The sequence below is a fragment of the Streptomyces sp. NPDC088252 genome (assembly GCF_044740965.1).
Lineage (GTDB): Bacteria > Actinomycetota > Actinomycetes > Streptomycetales > Streptomycetaceae > Streptomyces.
In genome coordinates this window covers 36,495-55,801 of sequence record NZ_JBIURS010000035.1, presented here as the reverse complement: position 1 = coordinate 55,801, position 19,307 = coordinate 36,495, and the positions used below count along the sequence as shown (strand labels likewise).

Here is a 19,307-nt window from a genome sequence, read left to right as displayed (position 1 = left end):
CGGGCGGCCTCGCTCCCGCCCCCCGGCGGCGGCGCGGGGGGGGGTGGGGGGGGGCCACCCGGGGGGGGGGGCGGGGGCCCCCGCCCGCCCCCCCGGCCCGCCCGTTCTCCATACTCTCCCGCCCACCCCGACCGATACCCGCCCACGGACCTCCGGTTCCCTTTTCCGCCCCCGCCCCCGCCCCCGGCAGGACCGACGCGGACCGACGCGGACCGACGCGGACCGACAATCATTCTCGTCCCCTTGACGATATTGACCACACCCCCTTATCGTCTGCATGACGAAAATAGAGGGGATTCCGACATGGCCGACATCACCCGGCGCTTCGGCTGGCGCCATCTGCGCTCCGCACCCACTGCGCACATCCGCCACCACAAGCGCGGCCGGCTCGCCCACGACGGGCCGGGGCTGAGTTTCTGGTACCGCTCACTGACCGCAGCGCTCTCCGAAGTCCCGGTCAACGACCGGGAGTTGGCCATGACCTTCCACGCGCGCACGTCCGACTTCCAGGACGTCACCGTGCAGGCCACCGTGACGTACCGGATCAGCGACCCGGCCGAGGCCGCCGCCCGACTGGATTTCTCCGTCGACCCGGACACCGGGGTGTGGCGCGGAGCACCGCTGGAACAGATCGCCACCCTGCTCACCGAGACCGCTCAACAGCACACGCTGGACGTGCTGGCAAGGACCGCATTGGCCGAGGCACTGGTCGACGGGGTCGCATCGGTGCGCGACCGGGTCGCGGCCGGGCTCGCCGCGGAACCCCGGCTGCCCGCCACCGGTATCGATGTGGTCGCGGTGCGGGTGGTCGCCATCCGTCCCGAAGCCGAGGTGGAGCGAGCCCTGCGCACCCCTGCCCGCGAGCAGATCCAGCAGGAGGCCGACCGGGCCACCTATGAACGCCGAGCCGTTGCCGTGGAACGGGAACGGGCCATCGCCGAGAACGAGCTGGCCAGCCAGATCGAGCTTGCCCGCCGCGAGGAGCAGTTGGTCGAGCAGCGCGGCACCAACTCCCGGCGCGAAGCCGAGGAGAACGCGGCGGCCGACGCGGTGCGTGCCGAGGCCGAGGCGGCACGCAAGGTACGCCTGGCCCGAGCCGAGGCCGAGGCCGCACGCGAGGTCGGTGCCGCACGCGCGGAGTCCCAGGCGGCCTGGCTGCGGGTGCACGGCGAGGTGGACGCCGCGACCCTGCACGCCCTGGCGACGACGAGACTGGCGGAGAACCTGCCCCGCATCGACAGTCTCACCCTCTCCCCCGACGTCCTCACCGGCCTGCTCAGCAAGCTCGGCAGGACCGATCCCGAGCCCCGGGCATGAGCCTCGCCCCCCGCGCGGTCCTGGTCCACCGCACCACGGAGTACGAGGAGTTGCTGGCCCGGCACGGCACGCACGGCCAAGTCGCGTTCTTCCTGTCCAGCCGCGGCCGGTCCATCGACGAGGTGGCCCGGCGGCACCGACACACCCAGCAGGCGCTCGCCGATGTGGCGGCAGCCGTACCGCTTCAGTGGCGGCAGTCGCGGGTGGAGCGCGTCGATCTCGACCGCTTCCTGTTCGCGCCCGAGGACGTGGTGGTCGTCGTCGGGCAGGACGGGCTGGTCGCCAACGTCGCCAAGTACCTGTCCGGGCAGCCCGTCGTGGGCATCGACACCGACCCCGGACGCAATCCGGGGGTGCTCGTACGCCACCGTCCCTCCGACGCGGCCGGCCTGTTGCGGGCGGCCGCGTCCCCCGTCGGCACGGTGGACGAACTCACCATGGTCGAGGCGGTCGCCGACGACACCCAGCGCCTGCTCGCCCTGAACGAGATCTATCTCGGTCCGCCCGGCCACCAGACCGCCCGCTACCGGATCGGCCCCGACGCGCCCGGCGCCGCCACCGAACCGCAGGCCTCGTCCGGTGTCCTGGTCGGCACGGGCACCGGTGCCACGGGCTGGCTCCGCTCTCTGTGGCAGGAGCGCCGCAGCGCCCTGCCGCTCCCGGCGCCCACCGATCCCCGGCTGCTGTGGTTCGTCCGCGAGGCCTGGCCCTCGCCCGCGACCGGTACTTCGCTGGTCGCGGGCGAGTTGGGGCGCGGACAGGGGCTGAGGCTCACCGTCGAGTCCGACCGGGTGGTGGTCTTCGGCGACGGAATGGAGACGGACGCGCTGGACCTGACGTGGGGGCAGACGGTCCGGCTGGGCATCTCGGCGACATCGCTGCGGCTGACGGTCTGACGACCCGAACCACACCCCTGACGAGGATGGTCGCCGGGTCGGCGCCCTCCGCGCCCACCCCGCGCAGCCGTTGTCCGGCCGTCGTGGACAAACGGTGGTCCGTAGGCTTCCTTTCACGTACACCGGATTGCCGAGGCCCCCGCCCGCAACACCCCACGCCGACCCGCGAGGAGCACCATGGACACCGCCCCTGACGAAACCCTCCCCCGCAACTCCCGTCCGCCTCTGGCGCAGGCGGCGCTCGGCGTGGGCGTCATCGTGCAGGACGCCCACGGGCGGGTGCTGCTCGGCAGACACCACAGCGGCACCTGGGAGCTCCCCGGTGGCAAGGTGGACCCGACCCATGAGTCCATCGCCGACGCCGCCGTCCGTGAGCTCCGCGAGGAGACGGGCCTGGAGGTCGATGTGGCCGGCGTGAGGGTTTTCGCCATGCTCCATGACGTGGTGGCGGGGATCAACCGCGTGTCGATGGCGGCCGTGGTGACCCTGGAGTCGGGGCGCCCCCGGGTGACCGAGCCCCATCTGATCAGCACCTGGCAGTGGACCGCACTCGACGCACTGCCGAGGCCGTTGTTCGGTCCCTCGGCGCAGGTGCTCGCCGCCTGGCGCCCGGATCTCCCGATCGAACACCCGCCGGCGCACCGGCTGACCGTCTCCGCCGCCGAAGACGCCTCGTGAGTCCTCAGCCGAGCCGGTGACCGCCGCGCCGGGCGACGGCGAGGATGGCCATGTCGTCCTGGTGGCCGTCGGAGGTCCAGCGTGCGACATCCGCGGTCACCGCGTGGACCAGGTCGTCGGGGTCCCTGAAGCGGCTGCCGGTGAGGGTGGCGGACAGACACGGATCGTAGAAGGCACCCGTGCGATTGCGTGCCTCGGTGACACCGTCGGTGATCAGGAGCAGCAGCGCGCCGGACGGCAGCGGAAAGACATCGGTGAGGGTGTCGCCCTCCGGCGCGGCCACCGCGCCCAGCCCCATGCCCAGAGGCAGCTGCGGGCGGGTGGCGTCGAGCCGTGCGACCACACCGTCGTGGATCAGGTACGGGCCCGGATGGCCACGGTTGACCAGGCGCAGCAGCGCGCCGTCGCCGGGCACTTCGGCCAGCACGGCCGTGGTGAAGTCCTCGCCGGACGTCTTGCTGCCGCTGCGGCTCGACTCCCTGCTCAGCGCGTCGTCCAGGCGCTGGGCCAGTTCGGCCAGTGTGGGGGCGTGTTCGGCCTCCTGACGGAACGCCCCGATCGCCACCGAGACGGCTGCGACCGCCTGGAGCCCCTTGCCCTTCACATCCCCGATGATCATGCGCACGCCGTAGGGGGTCTCCTGCACCGCGAAGAGGTCGCCGCCGATCCTCGCCTCGGCCTGTGCGGCGGTGTATCCCGCGGCGACGGCCAAGGGCCCCGCCCGCGACGGCGGGTCCGGCAGCACCGCCAGCTGTACCGCCTCCGCGATGACCCGGGCCCGCGCGAGGTCCCGCCCCTGACGCTGCAACAACAGATTGACCGCGAGCGCCAGAATCCCGATGAGGCCGATCACGGCCAGATCGACGAAGCTCGCCGTGGTCGAACGCCCCCGGACGAAATCCAGCACCAGCGACACACCGCAGGCGAGGCCGGCGACGAGAACTCCCGCCCGGAACGACAGCATCGCTCCGGCGATCAACGGCGCCGCGGCCAGCAGCGGAAGCCCCATGTACGGCTGGGGCGCGAAGACATTCAGCAGCACACCCGACACCAGGGCCGGCACGACGAGCAGCCAGCCCGCCCATGCCGCCGTGCGCCGACTCTCCTGCACCTGTACTCCCTGTCGCCCCCTCCAGGATCCCAAATCTGAACGTACCACCCATGATGTCCACATATGCCCACCGAGGGACCGGGTCCCGCTGGGCCCGCGATCGGACCCCCGGCCGCCTCGGCCCTGGCCATGTGTCCGGCGAACGTTCCCGCACCCCGACCGTTCTGGCCGCACACTTGTGACCATGCTGAATCGAGTCGCCGTACTGTCCGACATCCACGGAGTCCTGCCGGCCTTGGAGGCCGTGCTCGCAGATCCGGAGGTGCAAGCCGCGGATCGCATCGTGCTCACCGGCGACATCACCGCCGGCCCGCAGCCGAACCAGGTCCTCGACCGGCTCATCGGCCTCGGCGACCGCGTCGTATGGATCAGCGGCAACGCCGACCGCGAACTCCTCGAATACCGGCGCGGACAGCGGGAATCGATTCCCGATCCGATCGCCCCCTGGGCCGCCGAGCAGTTGCGCGAGGATCATCTCGACCTGCTCGGCTCATTGCCCCGATCGCTCTCCCTGTCGGTGCGCGGCCTCGGGAAGGTGCTGTTCTGCCACGCGACTCCCCGTGACGACGAAGAAGTCGTCCTGGTCGACTCCCGCCTCGACCGTTGGAAAGAGGTCTTCGGCGGACTCGACGACGACGTGCGGACCGTGGTCTGCGGCCACACCCACATGCCGTTCGTCCGCCTCGCCCACGGTCGGCTCGTGGTCAACCCCGGCAGTGTCGGCATGCCCTACGGAAGAGCGGGAGCCCATTGGGCCGTTCTCGGGCCGGGCGTCGAACTGCGCACCACGGACTTCGACGTCGAGACCGCGTCGGCGCAGATCGGGCACGACTCCGGCTACCCCGGAATCTCCGAGTGGACCGACTACTTCCTGCACGCCCGCGCGACGGACGAGGACGCTCTTCACGCCTTCGCCCCACGGGACGGCCGCGACCACGCGCCCTGACATCCCCCTCGGCGGCCCCTTGAGCCCCGTGGGCGGCCCGGTCCCGGCGGGGGCTCCCACGGCCTCGACCGCGCGCGCCGCTCACGAGCCGCACACGGTGCGACACGTCGGCCGCGAGCGGTTGGGGCGGCCCGGGAACCGGGCACGACGGCCCGTACTCCGATCCGCCCCGGCACCGTTTCCCGGCAATCGGTACCGTCACTTGTCCGAATGACCGGAAGCCCGGACCGGCTTCCGTACTGCTGCCGGGTCAGCAGCACGTCGGTCCGAGGCACCGGAGGCGTATGAGGAGCAGCGATGAGCCCTGAAGCCTTACTCCGACAGGCGGTGGCCGAGGACATGAGAGCCATCCCCGCCGGGGAGATCGTCCTGCGGGACGAGGGCACCCGGACGGACTGGAAGGTCGCGGTCGGGGCCTTCCGGCTGGCGCCGTATCCCGTGACCACCGAGTTGTACCGGGCGGTCGGGGGCGAGACGCCCGCGGGCCCGGCGGGCCCGCTGACACCGGTGACGGAGGTTTCCTGGAAGGAGGCCGTCGGCTTCTGCAATCTGCTCTCGCGAGCGACGGGACTCGAACCCTGCTACGTGCTCGGTGACGATCCCGACGGGCAGGACGTGGTCTGTGACTGGGAGGCCGACGGCTACCGCCTCCCGTCCGAGGCGGAGTGGGAGTACGCGTGCAGGGCAGGGTCGTCCGACACCCGCTACGGGGAGCTGGACGAGATCGCCTGGCACCGCGGGAACTCCGGCGGCAGGGTGCACGACGTCGCGACGAGGGCACCGAACGCGTGGGGGCTCCACGACATGATCGGCAACGTGTGGGAGTGGTGCTGGGACGTCTACGATCCGAGCGTCTACGGCCCGTACCGCGTCTTCCGTGGTGGCGGCGCGTACGACCGCCCCCGAGGATGCCGGGCGTCGTGCCGCCGCAAGAGTCACCCGACCTTCCGCATCGACGACCTGGGGTTCCGGCTCGCACGATCGAACTGAGCGGGACATGAACGGCGCGCCCGGTGGCTGTCCCCCGCTCCGGGGCAGCCGCCCCGTTCAGGCCGGGGCACCTGCCGTGAACGTGACCGGCAGGTGCTCCGGACCGCGCAGACCACCCGGCCGCCACCGCAGTTCGCCGGGCGGGACCGCCAAGGCGAGGCGCGGAAGGCGGCGCAGGACGGTGCCGACGGCGATCTGGCCTTCGAGCCGGGCCAACGGAGCACCCAGGCAGTAGTGGATGCCGTGCCCGAACGCGAGGTGCGCGTTGTCCCTGCGGGCGATGTCGAGGCGGTCGGGGTCGGGGAACTGCTCCGGGTCGCGGTCGGCGATGGCGGAGGCGATCAGCACGGTCGCACCGCGCGGGATGTCCACCCCGGCGAGGGTGACGTCCTCGCGCGCGAACCGGGCGATGCCGGGGTTGACCGGTCCGTCGTAGCGCAGGAACTCCTCGATCGCGCCCGGCAGCAGCGCCGGATCGTCCCGCAGCATCCTCAACTGGCGGGGGTGGGCGAGCAGCGCGGCGATGCCGCTGCCGATCAGGTTGACCGTGGTGACGTAGCCGGCCACCAGCAACAGGAAGGCCATGGCGATCAGCTCGTCCTCGTCCAGCCCCTGCTGCTCGTCCCGGGCGACGACCAGTGCGCTGAGCAGATCGTCCCCGGGCCGGGCGCGTTTGGCTTCCAGAAGCCCGGTCAGGTACGAGCGCATCCGGCGCCACGCCCCGTCCACCCGGGCCGGGTCCGGTGGTTCGTTCCCTCTCAGGACCATGTCGTCGGTCCACCGCTGGAAGTCGTGCCGGTCGGTCACGGGCACCCCGAGCAGTTCACTGATCACGGTGACCGGGAGCGGCAGGGCGTAGCTCTCGATGAGATCGGCGCGGCCGGCCGGCACGATCTCGTCGAGCAGTCGGTCGGCGATCTCCTGGATGCGGGGCCGCAGCTCCGCCACCCGGTGTGCGGTGAACGCCCGGGAGACCAGTCGACGCAGACGGGTGTGGTCGGGCGGATCGGAACGGAGCATGTTGCGCAGTACGGACTCGCGGTCGGTGGTGGGCAGCCGTTCGGCGAACCGGGGATCCGACGCATCACGGACGTCACTGCTCAGTTGTGGGTGGGACAGAGCCGCGAGGCCGTCCTCGTACCGCGTGACCAGCCATGCTTCCAGGCCCCCGGCGATGACGGCGCGCCGTACCGGGCCCTCCTGGCTCAGTTGCCGGTAGAACGGAAAGGGATCCGCCATGAAGGCCGGATCGGCATAGGGCAGGAGGACCGGCTGCTGGCTCATCATGCCTCCCTGTGGGCATCGCGCCCGTTCGCTCATATTCGTACGACTTTGGCCTGATTCATTCCAGCTTAAGGGCTGTCCCGTAATCCCTGGTGGATCAGCGCGCGGCGTCGGATGCGGTGCATCGCAAGGCGAAGGGACGTCCGCACACTGGATTCATGAGGACGTTCCGACGACGCGGCGAGGTGCCGTAGCTCCGTCGTGCGCCTGCCAGGAGTTACGAGACAGCCCTTGATGGGCCCGGGACGTCATCGAGGAAACATGCGGCCCGAGCCGGCTCGATCCGAACGAGAGGACCTAGGTCGGCCAGTCGACCTGCCCGTTCTCCACCTTGAGCACGTCTGGCGTCAGGGCTTCGTGGAACCTGATGCAGCCGATCCGGACCGCGGCCTGGTCCGCGATCAGGTGGGTGCTGTGCGCTCGGACGGCCAGCCAGCTGAGCAGTTCGCCGACGATGTCGAATTCGTCGGGGTGAATCTCCTGCCGGGAGGTCAGCGACCAGCCCTTCCGGGGCAGGTCCGCGCGACCGGCCAGCGCAGAGCAGAGCACTCCGCCCACACGCGAGGCAGCGCCACTCTCTGCCAGCAGGGGATGCGGCTCGTCCACGACCACCGGATACCCCGAGTCGTCCACGACCACGAAGGGGAACCCGGTCACGATGGACTGACGCTCGGGCCGCGGCCCGATTCTCAGATGCCAGCGCAGCTCGGCGACTTCCGGCTCGGTGATCTCGTCCCGCAGATCGACCGTGATCACCAACTCATACACGTCGCTCACCCGGCGCACCCTACCGAGACGCCGGGTATCGATCCGAGGTTGGGGAAGGCGGGAACACCATCACGGGCGGTCCCCGAACGCCCCGCTGCCTGCAGCGCACCTCGACCAGGCCGGATGAGCTGCCACCCCGTCAAGAACTGATCCCTGGTCGGGCCCGATGGACGATCAAGAGGCCGTTCCGGATCACTCCGCAAACAACCTCTGATAGCGCTCGCGCCCGTTGCCCTCGATCGAGCAACAGCATCGTCGTCACCCGGCCAGGGTGGACCTCGAAAGCCACCGGTCTCAACGTAGGAGGTCGCCGTGCGGGAACGCAGGACCCATGGTGTCGCGCGGGGGGTTGAGAAGTCGGTGGAGATGCTTCGGGCACGGAGTGCCGAGCTCTCCGTGGAGGTGCAACGGGCTGACACAAAGGCAACGACGCTCTGCGGCGTGGCCGGTGGTCTGCTGACATGAGTCGCAGGAATGTGGATACCGTCGGCGCCGGGCAGTGGCCGGATCGCCAGGCTGACCTTGATCGTGGCAGCCAGGCAGTGACCGCCGCCCTCGCCCGCCCGCTCGGGCCGCACGTGGCCCTCTCACACCCTGAGGCCGCACAACCGTCTCAGGCGTCGGACAGCAGTGCGCGCAGGCGGTCGGCGTCGGGTACCTGGAGCCGTTCGTCGATCGCGAGGGCCTGGCAGAGGAACGCACGGCCCTCACGGGCGGACCCCAGGGATGCGAGGGATCGCCCGGCGCCTTCGAGGGCGCGGGCCTCATCGTAGGGGGAGCGGATCTCACGGGCCAGGGCGAGAGCCGCCTGGTAGCACTTGAGAGCCTTCTCCGGGGCTTCCTCGGCGAGTCGGGCGTCGCCCAGGATGACGAGGGCGGTCATCCTGCCGCCGCGGTCCTGTGTCTGCGTGCAGAGTTCCAGGCTCGCCAGGGCGAGGCCGAGGGCCTCCGCGTGCGTGCCGAGGGCGGACGTGGCCTCGGCCAGGTGCATCGTCGCGTAAGCGCGCCCGAAGGGGCTGCCCAGTTCCTCGCAGATGGCGAGCGCCTCACGCAGGCCCTGCGCGGCCTCCGCGGGACGCCCGAGGCGCAGTTGCACCCGGGCCAGAAACGTGAGGGCCTGCGCCACGCCCATGGTGCTTCCGATCTCTCGGGACAACCGCAGGGCCCGTGCGATGGTGCCGGCGGCTTCGTCGTACGCGCCGAGCAGTCTCAGCACGTCACCGAGATCGGTGAGGGCGTTCGCCACGCCCAGCGGAACGTCGAGACGCTCGTAGAGCGTGAGGGCCTCGCGATGGCGGGCGACGGACTCGGTGTACCGGCCGGTGGACCTGAGGATGTCGCCGAGGGTGGTGAGGGCGCCGGCCCGGGTGACGTCCTCACGTTCCCGGCTCAGCTCCAGGGAGCGCTCCAGACTCGCGGCTGCCTGTGTGTAGTCACCAGTGAGTTGCTGGACATGGCCGAGTTCGATCCAGACGGCGGCCTGCCCCTGCACGTCCCCCACGTCGACACAGCACGCGAGCGCGTCACGATGGCTGCCCATGGCGTCACCGAACCTGCCGGTCAGCCGCTGGACCCGTCCGAGCCCGTTCAGCGCGATCCCCTCCCGGCGGCGGTCCCGCGCCTCGCGAACGAGCGTGAGGGCCTGCCGGAAACCCGCCTCGGCCTGCTCGTAGTGGCCACGCAGGCACTCGATCATCGCCTTGTTGTGATGGGCCACGGCCTGCATGGTGAGGTCGCCCGTCACCAGGGCCGCATCCAGAGCCGTCCGGTGCAGCGCCAGCGCATCGAGCCAGTGGCCGTTTCCCCGCAGGAATTCGGCCATCGCGGCGGGCAGGTGCGTCGCGTGGGCCATGTGCCGTCGATCGGCGGCGTACTCGACCGCTGCCCGCAGGTTCTCCCGTTCGGCGTGCATCCAGGCCGTGGCGTCCTCGGCATCGCGGAAGACGGGCAGAGCCGGGGGGCGGCGCACTGCGCGGACGAGGTCCGGGGCGGTGAAACGTGCCATGTGGCGGTCGGCTTCGGCCGCGGCGTGCAGGTAGTAGTCGAGCAGGCGCTCCCCAGGAGCCGTTGTCTCCTCGGCGGCACCGGCCCGGGCGTAGGCGCGGACCAGGTCGTGCATGCGATAGCGGCCGCGCGCCCGTTCCTCCAGGAGGTGCCGGCTCTCCAGGTCCTCCAGGAGTGCGCGTGCGGAGCCGAGGGAGATGTCCTCGATGGCCGCGGCGACGTAGGGGTCGAAGCAATCCCCCGGCACGAGCCCGAGCCGATGGAACAGCCGTCGGCTCTGCGGGGAAAGGTCCTGCAAAGAGAGATCGAAGGCAGCGGCGACGGAGGTGTTCTCCGAGGCCAGGGCGTCGAGCCCGCCGTGAGCGGCGCCGAGGTCACGCACCAGGTCCGCCGGGGACCAGGTGGGACGGTGGCGCAACCGGGCGGCCACGAGCTGGAGGGCGAGCGGCAGGTAGCCGCACAGGGCGGCGAGTTCGCGGACCGTCGGGTCGTAGGCCGTGACGTCCGGGCGTGCCGCCCTGATCACGAGCAGGTGCACGGCCTCGTCAGGCATGAGCAGATCCAGGCTCAGCGGCGTCGCGTCGGTCAGGGCCTCAAGCCGGCGGCGGCTGGTGACGAGGACCATCGAGCCGGGCGTCCCGGGCAACAGCGGTTCGACCTGATCGCTGCCACGGGCGTCGTCGAGCAGGACCAGGACGCGACGGCCGGCCACGCGGCTGCGCCAGAGGCCGGGCAGCGCGGCCGGGTCGGTCGGAATGCGCCGGGGGCTCTCCCCGACGGCGAGCAGCAGAGTGGTGAGCGCGTCCGCCGGGTCCACGGGCGACGTTCCCGGCGTATGGGCGTGCAGAGGCAGGAATATCTGGCCGTCGGGAAACGCGTCCTTGAGCCGGTGCGCGACGTGGACGGCAAGCGCCGTCTTGCCGATCCCCGGCATGCCGTCGACCGCGTGGATGCCCACCACGCCGGGAAGGGTCCCGGGGTCGCACACGGCGGCGGCCAGCAAGCGATCGATCTCCGTGGTCCGGCCGGTGAACACGGCCACGTCCCGGGGCAGGGCGTTCGGCACGGTGAACTCGAAGGCGCCTGCCGAGGACCTTACCGCCGCGGCGTCGGGCGGCTCGGGGGCCCGTTCGTCGTCCAGTGCCTCCTGATAGGCGGCCCGGACCGCCGGTCCGGGCTCGACCCCCATGGTGTCGACGAGGGTGCGACGCAGGCGGTGATAGACCTCCAGGGCCTCGGCCCTTCTGCCGATGCGGTGCAGCACCTGGAGGAGTTGAGCGTGGAAGGACTCCCGTACGGGAAACTCCTGTGCCAGGCGCGTGAGTTCGGCAAGCAACTCGGCGTGGCGGCCTTGGCGCAGTGCGGCATCACCCCGCAGCTCGACGGCCTGCAGGCGGGCCTCCTGCCACTCCGCCACCTGGGCCACGGCGTCGAGGGTCAGGGTCGGGAACTGCGCCAACGGCTCGCCGCGCCACAACGACAACGCGGCGTCCGCCTCGCGGCCCGCACCCTGCCAGTCCGCTGCGAGCCGAGCGTCGTGCGCCGCCTCCACGTGCCGTGTGAAGCGCACGTGGTCCAACTCCTCTTCCTTGGCGCCCAGCACCAGACCGCCCGCCACGCTGCGCACCCGCGAGACATCGCCCAGTGAACGCCTCAGTCGCATCAGATGGTTGTGCAGCGAGGCCCGGGATCTGGCCGGGGGCCGCCCGTCCCACAGGAGCGCTTCGAGCCGGTCGTAGGAGACGACCCGGTTCGGGTCCAGGAGCAGCGCGACCAACAGGGCTCTGGCCATGGGGGAACTCGGCGCACGGTCCACTCCCCCGTCGTCATGAACCGTGAGTACGCCAAGGAGCCCGAACCTCATGCCCACCCCCGTGTGAACGCGGGGACCATTCCCCCCTCGTCATCGTAGCGGCGCGGTCTCCGGAGGCGCGCGGGGTCACCATCGGGAACGCGCTCCGGGCGGATGCCCGCGCAGCCGGGCGGCCTCTAACACTGCCTGTTAGACAGCTGTTAAGGAGAACGAGAAAGATCGGTTCCATCGCTCCGATCACCATCGAATCAGGGGGAGTTCGTGCGTAAGATCAAGCGTGCGGCTGCGTTGTTCACCACTGTGGCCGCGATGACGATGGGGGCCGTCGCCGCTGCTCCGGCCGCTTCCGCGGGAGTGGGGCCGGCGTGTCCCAATGACGGGTACAACCACAACTGCCTCAACCTGTATTACAACAGCAACTTCGGGGGCGCGGGCGAAACGTTCTGGGACACTCCCATTCCGAACTTCGAGCCGTACAAGTTCGAGTGGCCCGGGCTCACGGGCGCCGGCCTGGGGCAGAGCGTCAAGAACCACGCGGCTTCCGGCTTCACCATCACCATGGGGTGGCCCTCCAAGACGTGGGCGACCATCTACTTCAACAGCAACTACGGCGGGGCGTGCGACGCGATCGCCCCCGACTCCAAGGCGTACCAGCTCCACTACACCTACAACAACAACGCGTCCATGACGTGGGCCTACACGGGAACGTGCTACCAGTTCCAGTGAGGTTGATCCCAGTTCTCCGGATCACGCTGCCGGCCCTGTCGCTCATCAGCATGAGCGCGTGCACCTCCGAGTCCGGATCCGTGCCTCGGGAAACCACGAGTACGGCATCGGCCGCGCCCGCTTCTCCGGAGACCCCGGCAGCGCGTGAGGCGCCCTCTCCGACCTTCAGTCTGCCGCTCGCGACATACAGTTTCACGGCGGCTCAGCACGCCAGGATCTCGACCGCCGAGGACGCTCTGATCAACGCGTGCGTCAGCAGGTTCGGCATCGTTGCCCAGGCACCGGTGTACGACGCGTCCGCACAGCAACCATCGGATCGGCGGTACGGCCTGATCAGGCGCCGTGAGGCCGAGGCGGAGGGCTACCATCTCCCGATTCGGAAGACGCCGGAGAAGCGGACGAGGATCGACGACGATCTCATGCTGGTTCTCCATGGCACGACGACTCCGTACGCGTCGGCGGGAACAGCGACGCCGCCCCCGTCACCCGTTCCTGTTCTTCATGGACGGAAGATCCCGAAGGGGGGTTGCACAAAGGAGGCGAACGACAGGATCCACGCACCCTTCGCCTACCCCGAGGGCTCGGAGATCGCGAGCCTGATCAACAGTCGCGCCAACCGGGAATCGACGCAGGACGCGCGCGTGCGGGCGGTCTTCGCCCGGTGGTCCTCCTGCATGAAGTCGTCGGGCTTCTCCTACGCAACCCCGCTGGACGCCATGGCTGACCATCGGTTCCTCGGCCCTGCCGTTTCCACATTGGAGAAGCGAACGGCGGTCGCCGACGTCACGTGCAAGGAGTCCGTCCAGCTTCCCCAGGTGTGGCTGTCCGTCGAGTCCGAGAAGCAACGGCCTCTGATCCAGCAACACGGTGAAACTCTCGACAAGTTGTACCTGATGCATCAGAGGAAGATGAAGGAGGTTGACGACATCCTCGCCACTACGGCCGGTCGCTAAGGGGTGTCCCGTAATCCCTGGCGGGCGCGCGGCGTCAGCTACGGCACCTCGCCGCGTTGTCGGAAAGTCCGCATACATCCAGTATGCGGACGTCCCTCCGCCTTGCGATGCACCGCATCCGACGCCGCGCACTGATCCACCACGGATTACGGGACACCCCTTAGACCGGCAATTGGGGGGCCGGAGTGGATGTGATGGACCCTCGTATCGGCCGGCTCATGCGCGAGACGACAGAAGACTTCACCGTGCATGCCGATTCTCTCGCCCGTGCCGGACTGTGTAGGGGGCGGGCGATCAGGAAGAGGCGAGTCCTTGCCTCGTCGGTCGTGGGTGTCGCCGCCATCGCGATGAGCTTCTGGTTGTTCATTCGCAGAGCCCGACGTTGACGCCTGCGCCGCCGATGGACGAATGGGCCGGCGCCTGCTTCCGAACCCCCGACAAAGTACACAACCTCGACGGCTGGTGGTGGGGCGACGTCCGCTGCACCCCCTCCCGCTCCGATGACTGCTCGGGCGTCGACCATGGCACCCACGACGCCTTGGTTCCCTGGAACCAGCGCAGCGACAACTACGTCCAGAGCGGCCTGCAAGACGCTTCCGCCAGAAGCCCACCACCGGTCGCCCCCCTCCGTCGTCTCTTCGACGACGCATGGTTTACCCCGCCGCCCCAAGCCGACCACTTCGTCATGCCGCACGGCTACCTCCGGAAGGAAAACCCATGACCATCAAGACCAAGCTCGCCAGGATCGGTACCGTAGCCGCCACCGGCGCGGCCCTTGCGGTGCTCGGCTCCGGCTCCGCGTTCGCCGGAACCAATGGCCAGCAGCTGCGCTTCTACGACACCCAGGGCAGCACCTACTCCATCCAGGTCGCCGGATGGAACCACGCCGGCCAGTACACCACCGCCTGCTTCAACACCCCCGTCAAGGACAACTACATCGGCGGATGGTGGTGGAAGTGGGACCTGCACTGGGTCGGCTACTCGAGCGCCGGCTGCTCCGGCAACGTCACCGTCAGCGAGAAGCAGGACCACGTCGAGCCGAACCAGGCCGACGACTGGTGGTTCATCCACAGCTGACACGCCTGAACTCGTGAGGGCCCATTCCAAGAATCGGACGCTGTTGGTCAATTCGGGGCCCGGCGTGACGTCGGCCCCCAAGACCCGGTTGTGGTCCTGGGAGCCGACGTTGTCGTATGGGGAGGGTGTTCTCTGCGACTTTGGACCCGGGCGGCCCCCCACCTGGGCCAGTGGCACGCACTGGCGCAATCAGTGCGCCGGTGCCTCGGTGCGACTACGGGTGCGCTGCCAACACGAAGGCCATCAGCCTTGGGTCCTCACCTACAACGTGGACGTGGCCGACCTGCAGTAACTCGTCACGTGGGCTGCTGACGACGGACGCGGCCGTCATCCATGCAGGGCATCGTCCGCGCCAGCCTCACCCTGCCCGAGCTCGTCCCGGCCCCCTTCCTGGAGTCCGGCTCGGACAAGGCGCTCACCGTCGCCAGCCACCGGCTGATCGTGACCGCGTTCCTGCCGTTCTTCGACTGCGCCCAGAACATCGGCGTCGGCCTGCTGCGTGGACTCGACGACACCAAGAGCGGATTCCGCATCACACTCATCGGCTACTGGGCCGTCGGCCTGCCCGCGGCACGGCTCCTCGCCTACGCCCTGAACCTCGAAGCCGTGGGAATCCGGCTCGGCCTGCTCACCGGCCCGGCCACCACCGCCGTCCTGCTCCTGCGCCGCTATTCCGCCTCCCTCACCGCACGAGCCGACGACCGGACATCCGTCGCGGCAGCCTGAATCGGACCGACACCCACCTCGCGGCACAGGACACAAGGAGGGCCCGAGCGAGTGGCTGAACACCCGCAGGGCGAGTCGAGCCACCACGGCGCGTGGGCGCGCCCCATCGTGGCGGCCCTCGTCGCACCCCGCGAGACTCGACCACACCCTCGTCTCGATCCTCACGGGACGGCCGTGCTCTCCGAGGAAAACGCCCTGTGGCGGGCCGACGCCATCCCCTGCGGCCTGCGCCATGTGGGACGGGTGGCCGCGGTGGCCCGATACCGCTTGCCGGACGCGTGCCGACTTCTGCCGCCGACGAGCGTCTGGCGTCGGAGGTCTCCCGATGGCTGTCACTCTTCGAAGCACCCAAGGATCCAACAGGGCAGGCGGCAACTCTGCGACGCTGCGCACCCGATGTGGCGGTCACTCTCCCGCGCACCCGAAGTGGCAACCGGCACACGAAGCGAATGCTCCCTGCCGAGCCCGATCGCCATGACCCGCTGAGGCCGGTCAAGGGCGCCGGTCCCCAACTGGTCCCCAAGAATGACCAGGGGCCGGTTTCGGATTTCTCCGAAACCGGCCCTGACCTGCGACTGTCTCCAGTCGGGACGACAGGATTTGAACCTGCGACCCCTTGACCCCCAGTCAAGTGCGCTACCAAGCTGCGCCACGTCCCGATGCGATTCCCCCCGGTCTTCCCGGGCGGCTGCGCAGGACAAACATTACCTCACTCCGAGGACCGGATCGACGCCCGTGCCTGGTGGGCGCGGTCGGCCAGGGCTTCGGCGCCGCACGCCGTGGCCAGTTTGTGGGCCCTGGCGAGTTCGCGCGGGGAGCGGATCGCGATGCCGTAGTCGACGAGAGCCAGGGCATGTTCGTACGCGGACGGGGAGGCCTCCAGATGACGGACCGACTCGGCCAGCAGATGGACTGCCTCCTCCGGACGTGCGAAGAGCGCGACACAGCGCAGGGCCTCACCGATCGCGGTGTCCGTGCCGAAGCGCTCGGCGTGCACCCGGGCAGAGCCGGCGATCTGGGCGGCGCGGCCCGGGTCCTCCTCGGCCAGGGAGCGGGCGAGATCGCCGGCCCAGGGAGCCCATACGCCGTTGAACCTGCCTCGTGCTTCCAGGGCGCGGCCGGCCGTTTCCAGCTCGGTGACCGCCTCCTCCGTACGGCCCTCGGCCAGCAGCAGCCGACCGCGCAGGCACGGGGCGTCGGGCAGCACCATCGCGCTGGGATAGGGCGGACCGAAGTCGTAGCGGTCGGCGATCTCGCGGGCCTCCGCGACACGGCCGCGGGCGGTCAGCGTGTCGATCAGGAGACAGGCCGCGTCCCAGTGGACGGGGAGTCCGCTGCCGACCCGGTCGGCGAGGCGCAGCCCTTCGCGCAGGAAGCCCTCTGCCTCCGCGAGTCGTCCGCGGCGGCGGTGGACCAGGCCGAGCAGGGTGTGCGCGAATGCTAGGTGGGCACCGCTCCAGCCGGAGATCTCGAAGGCCCTGACGGCCTCGCCGAAGAGTTCCTCGGCCCGGTCGAGCTGGTCGGTGAAGGCGTAGGTGATGCCGACGAGGGTCGGAAGCTCGAAGCCCCATTCCGTGTCGGTCCAGCCGAGCCCGCGGGCGGGGTGGCCGTCGACCAGGGCACGTTCGCAGAGGTCGACGATGAGCTGGGAGTTCTCGCCGCGCATCATGGCGTCGAAGGCGCGGAGCGTGAGCAGGGCGCGCTCGGCGTTGTCGCGGCCGGAGAGATGGTCGGCGTTCCTGGCGAGCCTGCTGGAGCGGGCGGGTCCGTCGTCCTCGGTGGACTGCATGCCCTCCCAGAGGAAGTGGGCGGCCTGAAGCCGCATCAGGCCGGGGCCGGGCGCGGTGCGGGCGGCCTCGGCGGCGAGGGCGGTGGCCGCCTCCTTCAGCTGGTTGTTGTGGGAATGCGCGGCCGCCAGCCGGTAGGTGGCGTCGACCCGCTGGTCGTCGTCGAGTCCGGGCATGTCGAGGGCGGCCCGCAGATGCCGGACGGTGGTGGCCGGGGAGCTGAGCAGCGTGGCGCAGCCCAATTCGTACAGCAGCGTTGCCTTCACGCGTTGGCGCGGCGGTTCCTCCAGGGCGCGTTCGAGGCAGCGACGGGCCGCCTCCGGAGCCCCGACCGCGAGATGCTGTTTGGCCGCGTCGCGGAGCTGTTCGACCAGTTCCTGGTCGTCGTCCGGGTGCACTTCGAGCAGGTGCCGGGAAGCCGCCGCGGCGCCGAGGCCGGCCCGGGTGATGGCCCAGGCCGCCCGGCCGTGCATGGCGGTACGGGTGGCCGGCGGGATCGAGCGGTACACCGCGGTGGCGATCAGCGGGTGGACGAACTCCAGCGGGTCGAAGCCGGTGACGATACGGGCCTCGCGCAGCCGCGCCGTGCAGTCGGCCGCCTCGGCGGGACTCATTCCGGCGAGGGTGGCGGCGAGGTCCTGCGAGATGTCCGTACCGAGGACCGCGGCGGCCCAGGCGAACCGGTTGGCATTGGTGCCGAGCCGTTCGAGCCGCGCGACGAGGCCGCTGCCACGGGCCGACGCGCCGAGTTCGCGCAGCAGCCCGGCCGATTCCTCCAGCGGCGCCAGCTCGCGGTCCTGGACCTTGGCGACGAGTTCGACCGCCTCGTAGGGGTTGCCGCCGGTGACGGCCCACACCTCGCGGCAGAAGGGATCGTCGGCGTGTTCCCCGAGGGCCGCACGGGCCAGTTCCGCGGTGGCATCAGGGGTGAGGGCGCGCAGCGCCACCCGGACCTGGGAAGGATGTGAGCTGCCCACTCCGCTCTCCTTCTGCCGCGCCGCCAGTTCCTCCGGCCGGTGGGCCTGGACGACCAGGACGGGCAGTTCACCGAGGCGGGCGGTGAACGAGGCCAGCCAGGCGAGGGATTCGCCGTCCGCCCAGTGCGCGTCGTCGATGACGAGCAGCAGCGGACGGTGGCTGAGCCGGGACGCGAGGCGGGAGACGACGAAGTCGAGGCCGTCCCGCACCCCTTGCGGATCCGCCTGCGGGCCGGTCGGCTGAGCGAGCCCGAGTGCGGGCGCGGTGATCTCGTACCAGGCCCCGAACAGGGTCCGCACCTCGTCGGGCGGGAACTGGTCGAGGGCGGGTTGCAGCAGTTGGCGTACGACGTGGAACGGCACGGACGTGACGGTTTCGCCGCCGCGTGCGGACCAGACCGTGCAGCGGTCGGCGGCCATCGCCTGGATCTCGGCGAGCAGTGCTGTCTTGCCGATGCCTGCCTCACCGCTGAAGATCAGCAGCCCGCCGGCCGCCTGGGCGCCGCACAGGGCATCCATGGCTTGTGCGGCAGCGGCGAGTTCCGGTTCGCGCTCGTACAGCGGCCGGGACTGCTTCATCCCTACCCTCCCCAAAGTGGTGCGGATGACTGTCGACACTAGTCGTGCGCGGGGGTCCACGGACAGTGGTTCGGACAGTTCGCCGCAGGTGCGGGGCACAATCGAGGGGTGGATGAGACTCACCGCGACCGCGATGCCGAGGGCCGGGCGCGCAATGCGCGCCCCCGTGACGGGCTGGGACGCCCGCTGCCGTACGGGACTCCGGGAGTGGAGCGGCAGCCGGAGGGGGTCGTACGTACGCCCGAGGAGACCCTGCGCGAGGCACAGCGGTTGCTGGACGCGGGGATGCCGTTCCATGCGCACGAGGTGTTCGAGGACGCGTGGAAGTCGCGGCCGGTGGCGGAGCGGGAGTTGTGGCGCGGGCTCGCGCAGCTGGCCGTGGGGCTGACCCACGCGGCGCGGGGCAACACGACCGGCGGGGCCCGGCTGTTGCGGCGCGGCGCGGCGGCGCTCGCGGAGTACGGGGTCACCCGGCCCCACGGAATCGGGGTCGAGGGACTGATCGGCTGGGCCGGGGAGCTGGCAGGGCGGGTGGAGCCGGGCGGCGGCGCGGCCGACGTCCGGGGGGCGGGTGCCGAACCCGTGGACGCGGCCGTCGAGGCGCCTCGTCTGCGGCCCCTGGAGCCCTAGCCCGGACGACCGGGGGCGGTGGCGCACGGGCGGTGGCCCGGACGG

At 70.6% G+C, this 19,307-nt stretch carries 15 protein-coding genes and 1 tRNA gene; 10 read left to right on the top strand and 6 right to left on the bottom strand.

What is annotated here, in order from left to right; translation table 11 throughout:
- The first annotated feature begins 303 nt into the window (after window positions 1–303).
- The 3 genes from ACIOHC_RS39625 (at window position 304) to ACIOHC_RS39615 (ending at window position 2,891) form a co-directional block, all read left to right on the top strand.
- Window positions 304–1,317: an SPFH domain-containing protein gene (locus ACIOHC_RS39625; RefSeq protein ID WP_351086649.1), complete on the top strand. Its 1,014-nt coding sequence runs from the start codon at window positions 304–306 to the stop codon at window positions 1,315–1,317.
- Window positions 1,314–2,213 carry a hypothetical protein gene (locus ACIOHC_RS39620; protein ID WP_401846392.1) on the top strand — a complete coding sequence of 300 codons (900 nt, stop codon included), beginning with the start codon at window positions 1,314–1,316 and terminating at the stop codon, window positions 2,211–2,213. Before ACIOHC_RS39625 ends, ACIOHC_RS39620 begins: the two co-directional genes overlap by 4 nt.
- A 177-nt stretch (window positions 2,214–2,390) precedes the next feature.
- Window positions 2,391–2,891: an NUDIX domain-containing protein gene (locus ACIOHC_RS39615; RefSeq protein WP_351086645.1), complete on the top strand. Its 501-nt coding sequence runs from the start codon at window positions 2,391–2,393 to the stop codon at window positions 2,889–2,891.
- Between the two features lie 4 nt (window positions 2,892–2,895).
- Here ACIOHC_RS39615 and ACIOHC_RS39610 read toward each other — a convergent pair whose 3' ends face one another.
- Window positions 2,896–4,002 carry a PP2C family protein-serine/threonine phosphatase gene (locus ACIOHC_RS39610; protein ID WP_401846389.1) on the bottom strand — a complete coding sequence of 369 codons (1,107 nt, stop codon included), beginning with the start codon at window positions 4,000–4,002 and terminating at the stop codon, window positions 2,896–2,898.
- 184 nt (window positions 4,003–4,186) lie between these two features.
- Between ACIOHC_RS39610 and ACIOHC_RS39605 the strand changes: the two genes are divergently transcribed.
- The gene (locus ACIOHC_RS39605; protein WP_351086643.1) at window positions 4,187–4,948 is read left to right on the top strand and encodes a metallophosphoesterase family protein; all 762 of its coding nucleotides are present in this window, start codon (window positions 4,187–4,189) and stop codon (window positions 4,946–4,948) included.
- A gap of 297 nt (window positions 4,949–5,245) precedes the next feature.
- Window positions 5,246–5,938, top strand: a complete 693-nt coding sequence (locus ACIOHC_RS39600; RefSeq protein ID WP_351086641.1) for an SUMF1/EgtB/PvdO family nonheme iron enzyme — start codon at window positions 5,246–5,248, stop codon at window positions 5,936–5,938.
- Between the two features lie 57 nt (window positions 5,939–5,995).
- Here ACIOHC_RS39600 and ACIOHC_RS39595 read toward each other — a convergent pair whose 3' ends face one another.
- The 3 genes from ACIOHC_RS39595 to ACIOHC_RS39585 form a co-directional block, all read right to left on the bottom strand.
- The gene (locus ACIOHC_RS39595) at window positions 5,996–7,222 is read right to left on the bottom strand and encodes a cytochrome P450 (RefSeq protein ID WP_351086639.1); all 1,227 of its coding nucleotides are present in this window, start codon (window positions 7,220–7,222) and stop codon (window positions 5,996–5,998) included.
- Window positions 7,223–7,519: 297 nt separating this feature from the next.
- Complete coding sequence (locus tag ACIOHC_RS39590) at window positions 7,520–7,999, bottom strand: hypothetical protein (protein ID WP_401846386.1); 480 nt, start codon at window positions 7,997–7,999, stop codon at window positions 7,520–7,522.
- A 604-nt stretch (window positions 8,000–8,603) separates the two neighbouring features.
- Entirely contained in the window at window positions 8,604–11,786 is a 3,183-nt protein-coding gene (locus tag ACIOHC_RS39585) for a BTAD domain-containing putative transcriptional regulator (RefSeq protein ID WP_401846384.1), read from the bottom strand.
- 282 nt (window positions 11,787–12,068) lie between these two features.
- Here ACIOHC_RS39585 and ACIOHC_RS39580 point away from each other — a divergent pair, with 282 nt between their 5' ends.
- The 4 genes from ACIOHC_RS39580 (at window position 12,069) to ACIOHC_RS39565 (ending at window position 15,289) form a co-directional block, all read left to right on the top strand.
- Window positions 12,069–12,533: a hypothetical protein gene (locus tag ACIOHC_RS39580; protein WP_351086633.1), complete on the top strand. Its 465-nt coding sequence runs from the start codon at window positions 12,069–12,071 to the stop codon at window positions 12,531–12,533.
- A gap of 284 nt (window positions 12,534–12,817) precedes the next feature.
- Window positions 12,818–13,486, top strand: a complete 669-nt coding sequence (locus ACIOHC_RS39575; protein WP_401846381.1) for a hypothetical protein — start codon at window positions 12,818–12,820, stop codon at window positions 13,484–13,486.
- Between the two features lie 717 nt (window positions 13,487–14,203).
- On the top strand, window positions 14,204–14,563 hold the full coding sequence (locus ACIOHC_RS39570) for a hypothetical protein (RefSeq protein WP_365690656.1): 360 nt from the start codon (window positions 14,204–14,206) through the stop codon (window positions 14,561–14,563).
- A 333-nt stretch (window positions 14,564–14,896) separates the two neighbouring features.
- Window positions 14,897–15,289 (top strand): hypothetical protein, encoded by a 393-nt coding sequence (locus ACIOHC_RS39565; protein WP_351082544.1) that lies wholly within the window; start codon window positions 14,897–14,899, stop codon window positions 15,287–15,289.
- Between the two features lie 585 nt (window positions 15,290–15,874).
- Here ACIOHC_RS39565 and ACIOHC_RS39560 read toward each other — a convergent pair.
- Window positions 15,875–15,948 (bottom strand) — tRNA-Pro (locus ACIOHC_RS39560).
- Window positions 15,949–15,998: 50 nt separating this feature from the next.
- Entirely contained in the window at window positions 15,999–18,632 is a 2,634-nt protein-coding gene (locus ACIOHC_RS39555; protein ID WP_351082545.1) for an AAA family ATPase, read from the bottom strand.
- Window positions 18,633–18,740: 108 nt separating this feature from the next.
- On the opposite strand from ACIOHC_RS39555, the gene ACIOHC_RS39550 reads away from it, so the two are divergent.
- A complete protein-coding gene (locus ACIOHC_RS39550; protein WP_351082547.1) occupies window positions 18,741–19,262 on the top strand; it encodes a DUF309 domain-containing protein in 522 nt (173 codons plus the stop codon).
- The last annotated feature ends 45 nt before the right edge of the window (window positions 19,263–19,307 follow it).

Excerpts from the sequence above, each read along its gene's own strand:
- ACIOHC_RS39600 (WP_351086641.1), top strand. The coding sequence starts at position 5,246 with ATGAGCCCTGAAGCCTTACTCCGACAGGCGGTGGCCGAGGACATGAGA.
- ACIOHC_RS39555 (WP_351082545.1), bottom strand. The coding sequence starts at position 18,632 with ATGAAGCAGTCCCGGCCGCTGTACGAGCGCGAACCGGAACTCGCCGCT.
- ACIOHC_RS39565 (WP_351082544.1), top strand. The coding sequence starts at position 14,897 with ATGCAGGGCATCGTCCGCGCCAGCCTCACCCTGCCCGAGCTCGTCCCG.
- ACIOHC_RS39615 (WP_351086645.1), top strand. The coding sequence starts at position 2,391 with ATGGACACCGCCCCTGACGAAACCCTCCCCCGCAACTCCCGTCCGCCT.
- ACIOHC_RS39585 (WP_401846384.1), bottom strand. The coding sequence starts at position 11,786 with ATGGCCAGAGCCCTGTTGGTCGCGCTGCTCCTGGACCCGAACCGGGTC.
- ACIOHC_RS39625 (WP_351086649.1), top strand. The coding sequence starts at position 304 with ATGGCCGACATCACCCGGCGCTTCGGCTGGCGCCATCTGCGCTCCGCA.
- ACIOHC_RS39620 (WP_401846392.1), top strand. The coding sequence starts at position 1,314 with ATGAGCCTCGCCCCCCGCGCGGTCCTGGTCCACCGCACCACGGAGTAC.
- ACIOHC_RS39595 (WP_351086639.1), bottom strand. The coding sequence starts at position 7,222 with ATGAGCCAGCAGCCGGTCCTCCTGCCCTATGCCGATCCGGCCTTCATG.
- ACIOHC_RS39605 (WP_351086643.1), top strand. The coding sequence starts at position 4,187 with ATGCTGAATCGAGTCGCCGTACTGTCCGACATCCACGGAGTCCTGCCG.
- ACIOHC_RS39570 (WP_365690656.1), top strand. The coding sequence starts at position 14,204 with ATGACCATCAAGACCAAGCTCGCCAGGATCGGTACCGTAGCCGCCACC.